Below are 14,973 nucleotides of genomic sequence, written 5' to 3'. Positions count from 1 at the left end.
AGCTCACAGCTAGATTGTATCACAGGACAAACATGTTACTTTATGCAATTTTGCATATAAAAATTATAACGTAGATTGGATTACTTGATCATACACATCGTTGTCCCCTACATCCGCTGTACTAATACCACTAAATGTTTGTACTTTCATTCCTGTATTCGATGATCCCGATCCATTATAAGCTTTCGTTTTTTCAATTGGTTGCACATTATATTTATCACCTAAATTAATTATTCCGTTACAATTTTCAATAATAACACCTTCCACAACTGACGGCATTTTTTCACCTACTTTCATTTCGTTACTTTTATTTTATGAGAATCGCCTAAAAAAATAGCATGTTTCCATAAGAAAAAGCACTCAGGACGAGTGCTTTTTCTTATTTACCGCTCTTCTCTCTCTCACAAGCAATTCCATCGCCATCACGATCTAAATGCTTACCGTAGTATGGACTATCTCTTGTAATATCATAAAATCCAGCATCATTTGCTTCTTTACAATTAGCAAAGCGCTTTGGCTCTTGATTTGCTCCTGGTCTTTCCTCATATGGTAATGTCGCATTATATAAGAACTGTACATATTGTTCACGAGTCACATTCATCTTAGGTGAAAACATATTATCACCTGTTCCCGCGGCAATTTTATTAGATTGCACAGCGCTAATCGCTTTATTCGACCATGATTTTCTATCTACATCTACAAATGTATGCTCTGATTTTGCCACTAATTTATATGCATTTGTTAACACTTGAGCCATTTCTTCACGAGTCAAAGAAGCTTTTGGTCTAAAGTTCCCTTTTTCATCTCCTGCAAAAATCCCTATTTCTGTTAATGCTAAAATTTCCTTTTTAAAATTTGTTGAATGATCATTAATATCATTATACGGATTATTGTAATTCTCTTTCGATTCCGGCTTTAGCTGGAGATACATAAGTCTAGCAACTTGCTCACGAGTCACATCATCACCAAACCCAAAAATTCCATTTCCGTACCCACTAACAATATTTTTGCTTGTTAAATCTAAAATTGCTTTATAAGACCAATGCCCTGTTGGAACATCTTTGAAGATAATACTTGCTTGTGCCGTTCCAATAGATGTAAAGGCAGTTGTTACGACAATCGCGCCTGTTAAAAATAGTTTCTTTAAATTCATTCTAAGATCCCCTTTTACTTTTCTTAATAACCATTTAACATAATAACAAATTATAAAAATACAATTTGTCATATTATGTCGAACACAAAAAAGAATCCAGTAGGATTCTTTTTTGCTAAGCATGAATGGCAATTTTGGAGACAGTTGACTTCTTCAAAAATTTATTAGGGGTAATATTTTGAAAAAGAAAGCCTTTCATATGTAGGTTAACACCACTGGAATATATAGTAAATTGATAATGTTTATACGGAAGATTGCTAATGTTTAGTATAGATAGTTTCCACTATATTAACAGTGAAAACTATCTATACTAAACAACAAAAAGGTGCCTTCAAAGAAGACACCTTTCATAAACAGACACTATAAAACAGAATTATTTATTGTTATACGATTGTTAGATACAAAAAGTAGAGGAAAATGTTTGTATTAAATTCTGCTTTATAAAGTCTGCCTATAACTTATATTTTAATCTTCTTCATTTAAAAATAAATATAATATGCATAATTACATACCTAAAAGAAAAGACACTCCATAGAGTGCCTCTTCAACCATTTTACTTTTAATATATCGCCTTTCATACATTTTAACATATGTATCCATATATTTTATTGAGAAAATTCAAAATCATTTTTCCTTTCATTTTTAATTATAAAATCATGTAATATAAAAGGTATGTCAAATTCTTATACAAATTGAGGTGTACTATATTTATGTATTTTGGAATCATTCCTCTTATATTGTTTATTATTTTTCTTATCTCATATTTAAAAGATCCACGAAAAATAATAAATGGCTTTTTATTTAATGCCTTTTTCTGTTCATTTCTATTATTTTGCGCTATAGCCTCTTATGAGTCTGGTAGTAATTCTTTACATTTTATTGTTATTATTCCCATGTTAGCGCTAATTGTAATGATACCTTTTGCTATAGTCGCTTTAATGTTTGGACTATTTCTTAATGCAAAAATTTTAATGCAACGTGAAGGAAGACGCTTCACAAACTCTTTAACTTTAATTGCTGCTTTAGGGATTTTATTCTTTATAATGCTCCCTATTATAAATCCAGCAAGTTTATTCTCAGAGCATTTTCAATTTATTTTTGCTGCTATATCTCTTATAACTATGTATTTCTTTGTGCATTTATCTAACTTCTTAAGCGCGTATTTTTTATATCAATTCAATAGACCAAGACGTAATCAAGATTTCATCATCGTTCTTGGTAGTGGCTTAATTAATGATAAAGTACCACCTTTACTTGCAAGTCGCATTAATAAAGCAATCGACTTTTATTGGAAACAAGCCTCTGTAAATACACCACCAACAATCATTTTCTCTGGTGGGCAAGGTCCAGATGAAGGTCTTCCTGAAGCAGAAGCAATGCAAAAATATGCTGTTGAAAAAGGAATTCCAATTGAACATACAGTACAGGAAAATCGCTCTGTCAACACATATCAAAACATGTCGTTCTCTAAAGAAATTATGGATTCTTTAAAACCAGAAGGTAAGTATAGAAGTATCTTTACAACGAACAACTTCCATCTTTTCCGCGCTGGTATATATGCAAGACAGGCTGGCCTTAATAGCCAAGGAATCGGATCAAAAACAGCCTTTTATTACTGGCCTAACGCAATGATTCGTGAATATGTCGCAATTGTTGTAATGGGACGTAAGCGCCATATGAAAGTGTGCGGGACTATTTTAGGTTTCGCTTTATTCCTAACAGTCCTTAGTTTTATTGTTTCTTAACATTCTCCCATCCTTTCATAAGGATGGGATTTCTTATACTTATTTCAAAAATATTTTAAAGATAATATGGTGATAATATTCCCTGCATACATCCATTAAAGGAGAATTTTTTCAAATTAAATGTTAAAATGGAATTTAGGTGTGAATTACGTAACAAATAAGAAACTAGTTTGAAACGAGGAAATTACATGGAGAAAATTATCAAAAACAAGCCCAATAAGCTAAAAATCGCTTCAAAAGCTTTGATGATTATTATTGGGGCATTTATCACAGCGTACGGATTAGAATCGGTATTAATTCCAAATAACGTATCAGACGGTGGTGTGACAGGTTTAAGTATCGTTAGTTCAAGATTATTTGGATTGCCATTAGGAGCTCTAATCGCAGTTATTAACATTCCTTTCGTTTGGTTAGGATACAAACAAATTGGTAAAAGTTTTGCAATTTATTCTATTATCGGGATTGCTTCATTAGCAATAGGTACCGTTGTCATGCACGGAATACCAATTATTATTGAAGGTGATACATTACTCGTTACAGTTGTTGGTGGTATTATTATCGGTTTCGGTATGGGACTAGCATTACGTAACGGCGGCGCATTAGATGGAATCGATATGCTAGCTGTATTACTTTCTCGTAAGTTACCTTTTGGAACAAGTGACCTTATTTTATTCTTAAACATGTTCGTGTTTATTTTCGTATCAACAGTATTCGGCCTTCAAGGAGCTATCCTTTCGGCAATTGCTTACTTTATCGCTTCGAAAGTGATTCATATTGTTGAAGTTGGTTTAAGTGGTTCGAAAACATTTAAAATCATCACGAAAGAGCCTGAATTAATGGTAGAAACAATTCGCGATCGTTTAGGCCGAAGCGCAACGTATAACGAAGTATACGGTGGTTATTCAAGAGAGAAATTTAAAGAAATTTCTTGCGTAATTAACCGTTTAGAAGAAAGTAAAATGAAAGACTTAATTAATGAAATCGATCCAAATGCCTTCATTACAGTTTATGATGTAGCAGAAGTAAAAGGCGGTAACTTTAAGAAACGTGATATTCATTAATCATTATAAAAAAAGAGGGTGCGCCAACAATTTGGTGCACCCTCTTTTTATTATGAAATTGCGGTCGATATATTTCAATAATCGCCGATATCATTTCACTTCCCCCATCTTCCTCCGTTCTTAATCCATGCTACATATTTTTGAAAGGCGGGCACTTTCTGTTGAAAGCGAAGCGGAACATATAGAAAGAGAGTACATGTACATAGTATCCATAGAATACCTACTACAAAGTGAAATTTCATCGTTGTGCTAATAAACAAACTGAGGAATAAGACGAGGAACATAATCAAACTAAACCTTTTATATATAGTCATACTATTCTCCTCCTTATAACTTAATTGTACCAGCTAAAAGGAACTAATTTACATATTAAAAAGACCGAAAAGCAAATTCCACTTTTCGGTCTCTATAACTATCTTCTCTTCGTAATCTTTCCTGAACCACCAACCCTCGTTTTCGGGGGAGACGTATTCCTTGGCGGCGTTTTAATAGATGATTTCGGCTTCACATCTGATCCGCTCGAGCCACCTGGTGTTTTTGTAATTTTCCCTTTGCTTCCAGTAGAAGGCGGAGGCGTATTACTTCCTTTTTCCGTAATACTTCCTGTATCTCCTACAGAAGATTTCGAATCTACATTATCGCCTCGCTTAATGATAGATCCTTTCCCTTCCTTCGTAATTGGAGGAGGGGTTTTCTTTTCTTCTTTCGTAGGTGGTCTTTCTGGAATAACTGGTTTATGATTTTGTCTGTCATTATACCCTCGGTAATCACCGGATGATGATTTTTTTGAACCGAATATATCATTTAATATACTTCCCATAATATATCCTTGCAAGAAGGATGGTTGGTAATTTTGACGGACAAATTCTTCATTACTTACTTCAATTAACGTATCAGATGGTTTCTCTTTATCCTTTTGTAAATTATACATTTTATCAGAATAAACGAGGAACATTTGATTTTCGTCTTCTTTAGATGCTTGCTTCGGTTTCCTTTCGGCTATAAGTTCCTTTGCGACTTCAGGAACTGACCGATTGGCGGCCCTATACACGTAAGATTCTTGTTTACCTTCCTTTGCGACAGATTCAAGTGGATAACGGTCTTGAATCGACTTTGTCTGCCCGCCTTGACAACCTGATAGGGCATATCCAGCAACAACAAGTAATATAACGATAGCAAGTATAGGGATTACGAACGATTTAATCATGGTAAACAATCGGTTTGACATGATTACGCCCCCTTACGTTGCTCTTATAATTTGTACATCAGCAGGAATAATTGCTTCTCCCTCATACATCATTGTGCGACCATTTTGCCATTCAATACGCAATAATTTTCGGTTATCTGATTGGAATTCCCATACGTACTGTTCTTCTGAAGCAGAGAATGGTGTTTTCCCCATCACAACAACACGTCCGTTATATTGCTCTTCCATATGGTACTCTGTATCATCCATTTCAATTGTCGTCGGAACTTCATCAATAGAATCTAAACGACCATCAATTGGTGTATATAATTTGTAATACGTATTTTCACGGTCTTCAATTTTTAAATAACGAATATCTTTCCCGTCTTGCAGCGTTAAAACAATTTCTTTACGAGAATGCATACTCGTTTTCCCAGTTAATTCATACATGACTAATGAAACTTCAATCATATCGCCAGGAGCTAACGTTAACAAACTTTTCTCTGGTTTCGGCGGCTCTGGGCTCTTCATTATATTTTTAATTCGTTTAAATAAACTCACGATCTACCCCTCCTTCTCTCTTTATAAACAAGCACCTAAAATAAGTGCACCAACGATATGTAATGATCCAGCCAACATCGCATGGGCGACACTGCCTTCTTTCGTACCTTCTTCTAAATCTAAGCCAGACATTTTCTTTAACACAAATTCGATAAACATTTCTACCACTAATAAAATAACGAAAGAAACTGCTGATGCAAGTAGCGCTTGCCATAAGTCATTTGCTTTCGTTATAGATTGAGATAAAATGTACCCTTGCGCGAATAATTTCATAACGAAACGCGTTGTTACAGCTGTATTTCCATTCTTTATTTCTTTTAAATCATTGTATTTAGTAAAAATTGAATCAATCCACATAATTGCAAATAAAAGTACTGCACTTGCTCCAGTCCATACAAGCATGGCTAACACATTTGTCCATGTCATTGCAAAACCTCCTCTTAAATGATAATAGAAAACCGACATGAATTTATTTAGACATGTCGGTTCATTTGTCTCTATTCTATATTATTTCTCATACTGCTTCATAATACGAGCTAATTCATCGTCAACAGCAGAATTTTTGTTTAAGCTTGCGAATTCGTCATCTAATGATTTTTCTTTTTTGTACACTTCACCGCTTGCTTCTGCTTCAGCCTCTAATTGAAGAGCTTTCTCTTCCATACGGCTTAAACCAGCTTTTGCTGAATTTGAATCAAATCCAGACATCGCCTGATTAATATTCTTTTGTGCTTTCGCCGCATTTACACGTGCTACAAGTGTTTCACGTTTATTTTTCAGCTCTGTTAATTGCTTACGCATTTCTTCTAGCTTCAGGCGAAGGTTATCAGCAGCAGCTTTGTTTTGCTCATAGCTTGCTTTATACTCATTCATCTTTTGTTCTGCGTTTTGTTTTTCTTCAAGAGCACGACGCGCAAGGTCAAGATTGCTTGCTTGAACAGCCATATGAGCTTGCTCTTCACGTTTTTTCACAAGTGCTTCTTGCTCTTCAAATAATATTTTGAATTTCTTCTCAAGCGCGATTTGAGCTGCTACACTTTTCTCAGCTTCTTGTACATCCGCTTGCATATCGCGTAAATATTGATCCGTCATCTTAACTGGATCTTCCGCTTTTTCAATTAGTGAATATACATTTGACATTGTTAAATCTCTTAATCGTTTAAATACAGACATTCTAATTCCTCCTATGACTTACCTCGTATTTCAAATTCACTACTTGGAAAACTGAAAAATCTCCCTTTACAGTAAAGAATATTCATTTTTACAACCTATGTGTTTATTATAACAAAACTAATATGTCCTTACATGTTATTTCCAAAATACAGCCAATATAATATGACATTCCAGATAAAACATTGTATTCCTAATATATTCTCATTAATCCTCTTCAGAATTGACTTATTTTTATACACTTTCACTAAATTACATTATTGTAATGTTACTGTAGGCTAACTCGATAGTTACGTTTCAATATTTTTTATACACTAATACCAGAAGCAACAAACAAGCTTCTCATACTGTAAAGTCTAATATAAAAGTTGTATTTACTATAAAGTGAAACAAAAAAAGCTTTGCGAATTTGAACTGCACCCCAATTGTTAGACACAGTCTAACAATTGGAGGTGCAGTTTTTTTATGACAAAATTTACGAAGGATTCAAGGTTAAAGCTCGTTCAAGGATTTAATCCAAAAACAATTTCTCAAGCAGAATATGCAAAACAGATGCATATTACAAAGGCGCAATTTCAATACTGGTTGCGCTTATACGAACTCCATGGAGAAGAAGGTTTACACGAGGTCTATACAAATTACACCGTAGAGTTTAAACTAAACGTACTAAATTTTATGGCTCAATCGGGTATATCGTTAATGGATACAGCGGCTATATTCATGATTCCTTCTTTTACAACGGTTTATCAATGGAAGAAGCAATTTGAATTAGGTGGCTTAGATGCCCTTGAACCAAAGAAAAAGGGGCGTCCATCCATGAAAAATAAAAACACAAAACAGGATACGAAAAAAATTCCGGCAGAAGGTTCAGTTGAAGCGTTACAAGCTGAATTAGAGCGCTTACGTATGGAAAACGCGTATTTAAAAAAGTTGAATGCCTTAGTTCAAAACAAGGAAAAATCACCAAACAAGATAAGGCACAAGTAGTCTATGAATTAAGGCATGAGTTTCAAGTGAAAGAATTAGTAAAGTTAGCGGGTATCCCTCGAAGCACATATTACTTTTATGTAAAACAAATGGATAGAATCGATCCAGATGCGGATTTAAAAGTAGAAATTAAAGCGATTTATGATGAACACGAAGGTCGTTATGGATATCGTCGTATTCGTGATGAATTAGCCAACCGTAATCAAATAGTGAATCATAAAAAGGTGCAACGAATTATGAAAGAGTTAGGTTTAAAATGCCTTGTACGTATGAAAAAATATAAATCTTATAAAGGAACGGTTGGTAAAATTGCACCCCATATTTTAGAGCGTAATTTTACGGCAGATGCGCCAAATGAAAAATGGGTAATCGATATTACGGAATTTAAATTATTCGGTGAGAAACTTTATGTATCCCCTGTATTGGACTTGTATAATGGTGAAATCATTACTTATACAATTGGCTCTAGACCAACATACTCACTTGTTTCAGAAATGTTAGAGACAGCATTAGAATGTTTACCTGAAAGTCACCAACTATTGATGCATTCAGATCAAGGTTGGCATTATCAAATGAAACAGTACCGTCACGCATTACAAGAAAGAGGTATCGTACAAAGTATGTCTCGTAAAGGCAACTGTTACGACAACGCAGTAATGGAGAATTTCTTTGGAATCATGAAGTCTGAATTTCTCTACATAAAAGAGTTTGAAAGTGTAGAGCATTTCGAAATAGAATTAGAAAAATATATAGATTATTATAATACCAAACGGATAAAGGCAAAATTAAAAATGAGTCCGGTACAATACCGGACTCACTTTTATCAAGCTGCCTAATGAACTAACCGTGCCTAACTTTTAGGGGTCACTTCAATTTCGCAAAGCTTTTTTGTTATTTATGAGCAATTTGCTCCATATCCGGACTACAAGTTTGTGACTGACATGACTTATTTAAAGAACATGCTGCGCATTTTCCTTTTTTACTTCTCTTTACAAAATGAACTAACGTATATGCTGCATAACCAAAAATGATAGCTCCAATTATAATATTGACCATCATCACAATACATCTCCTTCTAGAATCCGAGTAAGGATCCAACTTGGTATATAATGAACGTTAATACATAAGCAACAACGAGTGGATAAACGACTGAGAAAATCGTCCATTTCACCGATCCCGTTTCACGTCTAATAACAGCTACTGTCGCTAAGCACGGAACATATAATAAAACAAAGAACATAAATGCATACGCTGATAACGCTGTATAATGTGCTCCCATTACATTTCCTAGCACATCTTCTTTAACCGCATAAATAATCGCCATTGTTGAAACGACAACTTCTTTTGCCAAAAATCCTGTTAAAAGGGATGCCCCAGCTTGCCAAGTTCCAAAGCCAAGCGGTGCAAATAGTGGTGCGATAAATCCACCAATCATCGCCAAGAAACTGTCTCCCATATCAACACCAAATCCTGATGGACCTGCATAATTTAATAACCAAATGACAACCGAGCCACCGAAGATGAATGTACCAGCTTTACGAACAAATCCTTTTCCCTTCTCCCATGTGCTCAGCCATAACGTTTTCGCTTGTGGCACGCGGTAAGGAGGTAGTTCAATGACGAAAATAGACTTCTCCGCTTTTAAAATTGTAAGAGACATAATTTTTGTAACTAATAACGCTAGAACAATACCTGCAACATATAAGGAGAACACAACAGTTGCCTGACTATGAGGGAAGAATACTCCCGCAAATAACGCATATACAGGTAAACGTGCCGAACAAGACATAAATGGTGTTACAAGCACTGTAAGTAATCTTTCTTTTTCTTGTTCAATCGTTCTCGCTGCCATAATACCTGGGACATTACATCCAAAACCGATAATCATCGGAATGAATGCTTTTCCGTTTAAACCGAAGAATTCCATAATTCTATCCATAACAACTGCAATTCGCGCCATATATCCTGAGTCTTCTAATAATGAAATGAAAAAGAATAGTGCAAAGATTTGTGGAACGAATACTAATACCGCACCAACACCAGCAATAATACCTTCTGTAACGAGTGCTTGAATAAAGTCAGAAGCACCAATACTTGTGAGTCCAGCCGTTACCCAATCCGTAAGCTGCCCGCCAAAAAATCCATCTAACATATCAGATAAAGGTGTACCAATCCACGTAAACGTAACCTGAAAAATAAAAAACATAACTGCTAAAAAGATTGGAAGTCCTAAAATTTTATGTGTAATTAACCTATCTATTTTTTCCGAAAAAGGAATTTTTCCTTCTTTCTCATGCTTCATAACATTTGTTTTTAACTTTTCAATATACGCTTCACGAGTTTTGTAAATGTGCTCCTCTAACGTACAATCGAGTTTTCCTTCTAAGCGAGATCGAATGGCTACAAGTTCCTTATAAATTGGTAATGCTTTCATTTCTTTTTCTACTACTTCGTTATTACTTAAAAATTGAAGGGCTAACCATCTCGGATGCTTATAATTCACTGTCTCTAAAAGAGCGATTACCTCTCCAATTCCTTCATCCATTGGTACACCATATGAAATAATGAATGGTTTTTTCTCATTTTTGTCATTTTCTTTAAGAGTAGTAAGCAGTTCTTCACAGCCTTTTCCGCTTCTTGCAACGACAGGAACGACTGTTACACCTAATAGTTCTGATAACCGTTTTACATCAATTACAATGCCTCGTTGCTTTGCCACATCGACCATATTTAATCCAATTGAAACCGGTTTTCCAAATTCAAGTAATTGCAACGTTAAATGCATATTTCGTTCAAACTGCGAGGAATCCACAATATTTAACATATGATGAAATTCGTCTGTTAGTAGAAAATTCGTAACGACACCTTCGTCACGTGAAACTGGATTCAAATCATACACTCCTGGTAAATCAATTAATGTTCCTTGCTTATCTTTTAATTTACCAACCTTTTTTTCTACTGTTACACCACTCCAGTTTCCTACATATTCATAAGAACCAGTAAGTGCATTAAATAATGATGTCTTCCCTGTATTCGGATTCCCTAGCAAAGCTACCTTATTCACGCTAATTCCACCTTTATCATTTTCGCGTCACAATGACGAATACTAATTAACTGTCCACGACACTCCAATGTACAAGGACCTTTAAACATCGCTTTCTGTTTCAAGCGAAGTTCGCTTCCTTCCGCAAGACCGAAAGCAGCTAGTCTACGCTTTAATAACTGATCTAAAGACTGAATACTTTTTACTAACACTTTCTCGCCAATTTTAATATCTACTAAGCTCATAACCTTCCCCCTCAGAAGAGAATGATAATTATTTTCAAAAAAATTATAGCATACTCTATTTCATTTGGACTATATCTTTTCGCTTCATATTTATTAACATTTCAATACAATTATATTTCAATTATTGTCATACTTGATTCATTTGCCATTCTCATCCATTTCGCTTACAATAAACAATAGCAAATAAAGAATCTCGTTATCACAGGGGGAGCCATGCCGCTGAGAGGGAACACTTCGTTCCGACCCTTCGAACCTGTTAGTTAATGCTAACGCAGGGATTGTGCAAACGTCCGAAATACATACCTCTTTTTTATTTACGTATTTCGTATCCTCCTATGATACCTATTCTTTTTTGTACAACTTGGATTTAGGGGGAGACAACATGCGTAACACCAATTTACAAGCGATGATCGAATCTGCCATTCTTGCAGCCTTCGCCTTGGTCATCGACATTTTACCATTATCAATCAAACTTCCAACAGGCGGTTCCATCTCATTCGCTATGATTCCTATTTTTATTATCGCATACCGCTGGGGCTTCAAAATGGCTTTCTTAGGAGGCTTAATTTGGGGATTATTACAAATTGTCGTAGGCGATGCCATTATCGTCACACCAATTCAAGTACTCATTGAATACTTCGTTGCTTTCGCATTCATTGGATTTGCTGGTTTATTCTATCGTCCAATTCAAAAAGCACTTTTAACATCCAATGAAAATTGCGAAGACCAATCCAATTTAGGTAGCCGTAAAGACAAACCTTCTTCAAAACAAAACGAAGGAAAGAAAGTTATTGGTTACATTATTGTTGCTACATTTATTGGTAGCTTTGCTCGCTACTTCTGTCACTTCATTGCCGGTATTATTTTTTGGGGACAATATGCACCGAAAGGTCAATCAGCTGTGCTATATTCATTAATCGTAAATGGTAGTACAATGATTGGTTCCTATATTCTATGTACCGTTTTACTTATCTTTTTATTTATCACTTCACCACGTTTATTCAAGAGTATCAATGCTTATCGACTAAACTCAAACAAAAAGGGCGCTTAATGAGCGCTCTTTTTTTCATATCGTAATATCAATTAAAAATACAATAAATGCACAAAAGAAAATAAATACCATTATACTTAGCCAATTGCTATGCACGGTTCATCGACTCCTTACATAACCTCATTTTCTAATCAGATTATATCGCTTAAAAATAAAGATTAGGTAAAGATAATATGAAAATAAATTAAAAAAGCGTAGCATGCATCATCTACGCTTTTTTCAATAAGTAGAAATAAAATAATACACCATCTTCTGTATTCTTTACTCCATATTCAACACCGTGTAGTTCTAAAATATTCTTTGAAATGGCAAGCCCAAGACCTGTTCCACCTTGCGAACGCTGGCGAGCTGCATCCACGCGATAAAAACGATCCCAAATTTTATCTAATTGTTCTTCTTCAATGTGAGTACCTTTATTTTCAATACATACTTTTATACGATCTTTTTCATCTATTGTAGAAATAATAATATCTTCTTTATTTGGTGTATAACGTATGGCATTCGTAATGAAGTTCACGATGACTTGTTCAATCCGGCCTTGATTTGCTATCACTTCAAATGGACCTATATTTTTATGAACACGAAGTTCTTTTTTCTCTATTTCTACAGAAAGGTGTTCACATATATCTTCAATTACTGTATCGATATAAAATGAATCCATTTTCATTTTATATGTACCTGACTCAAATTTAGCTAACTCAAGCATATCCAAAATTAACGTATCCATTTTATCTACTTCTCGTTCCATTGCCTGAAAATAGTAATCTTTTTTATGCTCAGCTACTCCATCTTTTAAAATAGAAATACAGCTTTTCATAATGCTCAGCGGTGTTTTTAATTCGTGCGAAACACCAGAAATAAATTCTTTCCGCGTATTTTCTAGCATTCTTTCCTTTTCAATATCTTGCTCTAGCTGTCCAATATGCGAATGGAGCTTATTGGATAATACATTAATATTTTTCGACAAATCACCAATTTCATCTTTTGAAGTGATCGGTATTTGTTCTGTGAAATCTAAATGCGCTATTTTCTTCGTTGTATCATTTATTTTTAATAACGGTTTTGCGATTTGTTTAGAGTAATAGAACGAAGCGAGAAAAATAAGAACAACTACAAATGCAATGATGTAGATGTAATAATCTTGTACCATTTGTACAGCCTCATCTACAGGCTGTAAGGAAGCCATCGCATATATATATGTTATGGATCCGTCTTTTTCTTTTATCGGTTTCATTAATAATTTATATTTTATATCATTTTTTTCATAGTCCATTGTCTTTGTTGAATACTCTATTGGATTACCCTCTTTTAGTACTACATCCGTTTGAAATTCTTTTATGCTATCCAAAAATAAAGTGTTTTTATAAATTGGATTTACGGGGCCTTTTACATCTGGAAACTGTACTTTCGTAACACGCCCTCCTATGATAGCATCTGGTTCTTGGGCAGCTGGTTCTTGGGCAACTTGCTCCTGAACGACCGGCTTCTTTTCCTTACCAACTTGTTCACCCGCTGCTTTCTTTTTCTCCTGATCTAATTTACTCATTTTCTCCTTAAATGCTTTTTCTAACGGTTTATTCCATCCGCTTAAAGTCTGCTTAGATAACGAGAAAGTGAATGGAATAAAACTATCTTCTTTTTTCATTCCAGAAAAATAAATTTCTTGGCCTAAAAACTGTTCTGATGATTTATTATCAATCTCCTCAATATTGACGAGATTGTATAAGGGAATTTTGAATATTTGATGTCCAAAACTCTTCTGTTGCCTACGATCTATCGTTACCTCAAAATAAAAATCATCTGCATGTTTTAAATTCCCGTTCTGATCTAATGTCGTAATCCACGTATTATTTTCTCTTAAAAAGTCTTGCTCCAGCTTCTGAATTCCTTCTGCATTTCCGGCATTATTTAAATAATTCTGTTCAAAGGAATTTAAATTCACTTTAATATCTTCCACTTTTCGATTGGCATAATATTGTTTAAAAAATATCGTTTGTCCAATAAATATCGTCGCTAAAATTAACATACATAGTGCCGTTGTGAGAGTAAATAATTTTAGTACAATCCCTTTTCTCATACATTCCCCTCAAATTTATATCCGGTGCGTACTACAGTTGTAATGTATTTTGCTTTCGCTCCTAATTTATTTCTTAGATTACGAATATGACTATTAACTGTTCGATCATCACCGGCAAATTCGTATCCCCAAATTCTTGAAATGAGTTGCTCTCGTGTTAAAACAATCCCTTGATTTTTCATAAAATACGCTAATATTTCAAATTCTGTATGTGTTAAATTAATGTCTGTTTTATCTACCGTAACAGTACGTGACGGAAAATGGACGTGAATACCATGGATTGATAATGTATCATCTTCATTCTCTAAAAGTTGCTTTGTTACTTTTCTACTTTCTAACAACCTTTTCGCTCTTGCTAATAAAATTGGTGGGCTATACGGCTTCGTCACATAGTCATCCGCCCCAAGTTCAAATCCAAGTAACGTATCGTCTTCATCTACACGCGCCGTCAACATAATAATAGGAACCTCAGATGTCTTACGGATTCTTCGGCAAACGGACCACCCATCTAGTTCCGGCAACATAATATCTAAAATAACTAAATCCACCTCTTCTTGCTCAAATACAACTAAAGCTTCTTTCCCATCTCTTGCTTCAAACACTATATATTGCTCACTCAAAAAATAATCTTTTAATATTTCACGCAAAATATCTTCATCTTCCACAATTAAAATGTTTTTTGCCATAACTTATG

General features: G+C 34.6%; 16 protein-coding genes and 1 riboswitch. Of the genes, 4 read left to right on the top strand and 12 right to left on the bottom strand.

The features are described from left to right. Positions 1-63: 63 nt before the first annotated feature. Together ACUN28_RS05010 and ACUN28_RS05005 are read right to left on the bottom strand one after the other, a co-directional pair. The gene (locus ACUN28_RS05010) at positions 64-297 is read right to left on the bottom strand and encodes a spore germination protein (RefSeq protein WP_033659789.1); all 234 of its coding nucleotides are present in this window, start codon (positions 295-297) and stop codon (positions 64-66) included. Between the two features lie 82 nt (positions 298-379). After that, positions 380-1,153: an S-layer homology domain-containing protein gene (locus ACUN28_RS05005; RefSeq protein WP_016085826.1), complete on the bottom strand. Its 774-nt coding sequence runs from the start codon at positions 1,151-1,153 to the stop codon at positions 380-382. A 710-nt stretch (positions 1,154-1,863) separates the two neighbouring features. Here ACUN28_RS05005 and ACUN28_RS05000 point away from each other — a divergent pair. Next, positions 1,864-2,898 (top strand): YdcF family protein, encoded by a 1,035-nt coding sequence (locus ACUN28_RS05000; RefSeq protein WP_016136882.1) that lies wholly within the window; start codon positions 1,864-1,866, stop codon positions 2,896-2,898. Between the two features lie 188 nt (positions 2,899-3,086). Next, positions 3,087-3,959, top strand: coding sequence for a YitT family protein (locus ACUN28_RS04995; RefSeq protein ID WP_016135528.1), 873 nt, complete (start codon positions 3,087-3,089; stop codon positions 3,957-3,959). A 95-nt stretch (positions 3,960-4,054) separates the two neighbouring features. Here the strand turns inward: ACUN28_RS04995 and ACUN28_RS04990 are convergent, their stop codons facing one another. The 5 genes from ACUN28_RS04990 to ACUN28_RS04970 all read right to left on the bottom strand — a co-directional run bounded on the left by ACUN28_RS04990 (position 4,055) and on the right by ACUN28_RS04970 (position 6,879). After that, positions 4,055-4,273: a hypothetical protein gene (locus ACUN28_RS04990; RefSeq protein WP_016085823.1), complete on the bottom strand. Its 219-nt coding sequence runs from the start codon at positions 4,271-4,273 to the stop codon at positions 4,055-4,057. A gap of 98 nt (positions 4,274-4,371) precedes the next feature. Continuing rightward, positions 4,372-5,187 carry a DUF4247 domain-containing protein gene (locus ACUN28_RS04985; RefSeq protein WP_016085822.1) on the bottom strand — a complete coding sequence of 272 codons (816 nt, stop codon included), beginning with the start codon at positions 5,185-5,187 and terminating at the stop codon, positions 4,372-4,374. 12 nt (positions 5,188-5,199) lie between these two features. Next, positions 5,200-5,706 (bottom strand): DUF4178 domain-containing protein, encoded by a 507-nt coding sequence (locus ACUN28_RS04980; RefSeq protein WP_000051753.1) that lies wholly within the window; start codon positions 5,704-5,706, stop codon positions 5,200-5,202. 21 nt (positions 5,707-5,727) lie between these two features. Continuing rightward, positions 5,728-6,132: a DUF350 domain-containing protein gene (locus tag ACUN28_RS04975; RefSeq protein ID WP_016085820.1), complete on the bottom strand. Its 405-nt coding sequence runs from the start codon at positions 6,130-6,132 to the stop codon at positions 5,728-5,730. An 81-nt stretch (positions 6,133-6,213) separates the two neighbouring features. After that, the gene (locus ACUN28_RS04970; protein WP_000110287.1) at positions 6,214-6,879 is read right to left on the bottom strand and encodes a PspA/IM30 family protein; all 666 of its coding nucleotides are present in this window, start codon (positions 6,877-6,879) and stop codon (positions 6,214-6,216) included. 462 nt (positions 6,880-7,341) lie between these two features. Here ACUN28_RS04970 and ACUN28_RS04965 point away from each other — a divergent pair. Next, positions 7,342-8,699, top strand: a protein-coding gene (locus ACUN28_RS04965; protein ID WP_154214474.1) for an IS3 family transposase whose coding sequence is annotated in 2 segments (ribosomal slippage) — positions 7,342-7,798 and positions 7,798-8,699 — 1,359 coding nt in all. Because the reading frame shifts where the segments join, the coding sequence is not laid out codon by codon here. 55 nt (positions 8,700-8,754) lie between these two features. Here ACUN28_RS04965 and ACUN28_RS04960 read toward each other — a convergent pair. Genes ACUN28_RS04960 through ACUN28_RS04950 form a run of 3 tightly spaced genes read right to left on the bottom strand, consistent with a single transcriptional unit; the run spans position 8,755 to position 11,151 of the window. Continuing rightward, positions 8,755-8,922, bottom strand: a complete 168-nt coding sequence (locus ACUN28_RS04960) for a FeoB-associated Cys-rich membrane protein (RefSeq protein ID WP_000989585.1) — start codon at positions 8,920-8,922, stop codon at positions 8,755-8,757. Positions 8,923-8,938: 16 nt separating this feature from the next. Next, positions 8,939-10,927, bottom strand: a complete 1,989-nt coding sequence (gene feoB / locus ACUN28_RS04955) for a ferrous iron transport protein B (protein WP_016136883.1) — start codon at positions 10,925-10,927, stop codon at positions 8,939-8,941. After that, the gene (locus ACUN28_RS04950) at positions 10,924-11,151 is read right to left on the bottom strand and encodes a FeoA family protein (protein ID WP_000060512.1); all 228 of its coding nucleotides are present in this window, start codon (positions 11,149-11,151) and stop codon (positions 10,924-10,926) included. Before ACUN28_RS04950 ends, feoB begins: the two co-directional genes overlap by 4 nt. Before the next feature lie 194 nt (positions 11,152-11,345). Beyond that, positions 11,346-11,447: riboswitch (TPP riboswitch) on the top strand. An 86-nt stretch (positions 11,448-11,533) separates the two neighbouring features. Between ACUN28_RS04950 and thiT the strand changes: the two genes are divergently transcribed. Further along, positions 11,534-12,202, top strand: a complete 669-nt coding sequence (thiT, locus tag ACUN28_RS04945; RefSeq protein WP_016136884.1) for an energy-coupled thiamine transporter ThiT — start codon at positions 11,534-11,536, stop codon at positions 12,200-12,202. Positions 12,203-12,410: 208 nt separating this feature from the next. On the opposite strand, the gene ACUN28_RS04940 is transcribed toward thiT, so the two are convergent. After that, a complete protein-coding gene (locus ACUN28_RS04940; protein WP_016136885.1) occupies positions 12,411-14,279 on the bottom strand; it encodes a sensor histidine kinase in 1,869 nt (622 codons plus the stop codon). Continuing rightward, positions 14,276-14,965 carry a response regulator transcription factor gene (locus ACUN28_RS04935; RefSeq protein WP_016085813.1) on the bottom strand — a complete coding sequence of 230 codons (690 nt, stop codon included), beginning with the start codon at positions 14,963-14,965 and terminating at the stop codon, positions 14,276-14,278. The genes ACUN28_RS04940 and ACUN28_RS04935 overlap by 4 nt, the downstream gene beginning before the upstream one ends. Positions 14,966-14,973 lie beyond the last annotated feature (8 nt).

Source organism: Bacillus sp. WC2507 (assembly GCF_052656125.1).
Note: the sequence above shows the minus strand (reverse complement) of the source record. Positions and strands in the feature narration are given on the sequence as shown.

Bases quoted from the DNA above. Each gene is read 5' to 3' on its own strand.
- ACUN28_RS05010 (WP_033659789.1), bottom strand. From the start codon at position 297: ATGAAAGTAGGTGAAAAAATGCCGTCAGTTGTGGAAGGTGTTATTATT.
- ACUN28_RS05005 (WP_016085826.1), bottom strand. From the start codon at position 1,153: ATGAATTTAAAGAAACTATTTTTAACAGGCGCGATTGTCGTAACAACT.
- ACUN28_RS05000 (WP_016136882.1), top strand. From the start codon at position 1,864: ATGTATTTTGGAATCATTCCTCTTATATTGTTTATTATTTTTCTTATC.
- ACUN28_RS04995 (WP_016135528.1), top strand. From the start codon at position 3,087: ATGGAGAAAATTATCAAAAACAAGCCCAATAAGCTAAAAATCGCTTCA.
- ACUN28_RS04990 (WP_016085823.1), bottom strand. From the start codon at position 4,273: ATGACTATATATAAAAGGTTTAGTTTGATTATGTTCCTCGTCTTATTC.
- ACUN28_RS04985 (WP_016085822.1), bottom strand. From the start codon at position 5,187: ATGTCAAACCGATTGTTTACCATGATTAAATCGTTCGTAATCCCTATA.
- ACUN28_RS04975 (WP_016085820.1), bottom strand. From the start codon at position 6,132: ATGACATGGACAAATGTGTTAGCCATGCTTGTATGGACTGGAGCAAGT.
- ACUN28_RS04970 (WP_000110287.1), bottom strand. From the start codon at position 6,879: ATGTCTGTATTTAAACGATTAAGAGATTTAACAATGTCAAATGTATAT.
- ACUN28_RS04960 (WP_000989585.1), bottom strand. From the start codon at position 8,922: ATGATGGTCAATATTATAATTGGAGCTATCATTTTTGGTTATGCAGCA.
- ACUN28_RS04950 (WP_000060512.1), bottom strand. From the start codon at position 11,151: ATGAGCTTAGTAGATATTAAAATTGGCGAGAAAGTGTTAGTAAAAAGT.
- thiT (WP_016136884.1), top strand. From the start codon at position 11,534: ATGCGTAACACCAATTTACAAGCGATGATCGAATCTGCCATTCTTGCA.
- ACUN28_RS04940 (WP_016136885.1), bottom strand. From the start codon at position 14,279: ATGAGAAAAGGGATTGTACTAAAATTATTTACTCTCACAACGGCACTA.
- ACUN28_RS04935 (WP_016085813.1), bottom strand. From the start codon at position 14,965: ATGGCAAAAAACATTTTAATTGTGGAAGATGAAGATATTTTGCGTGAA.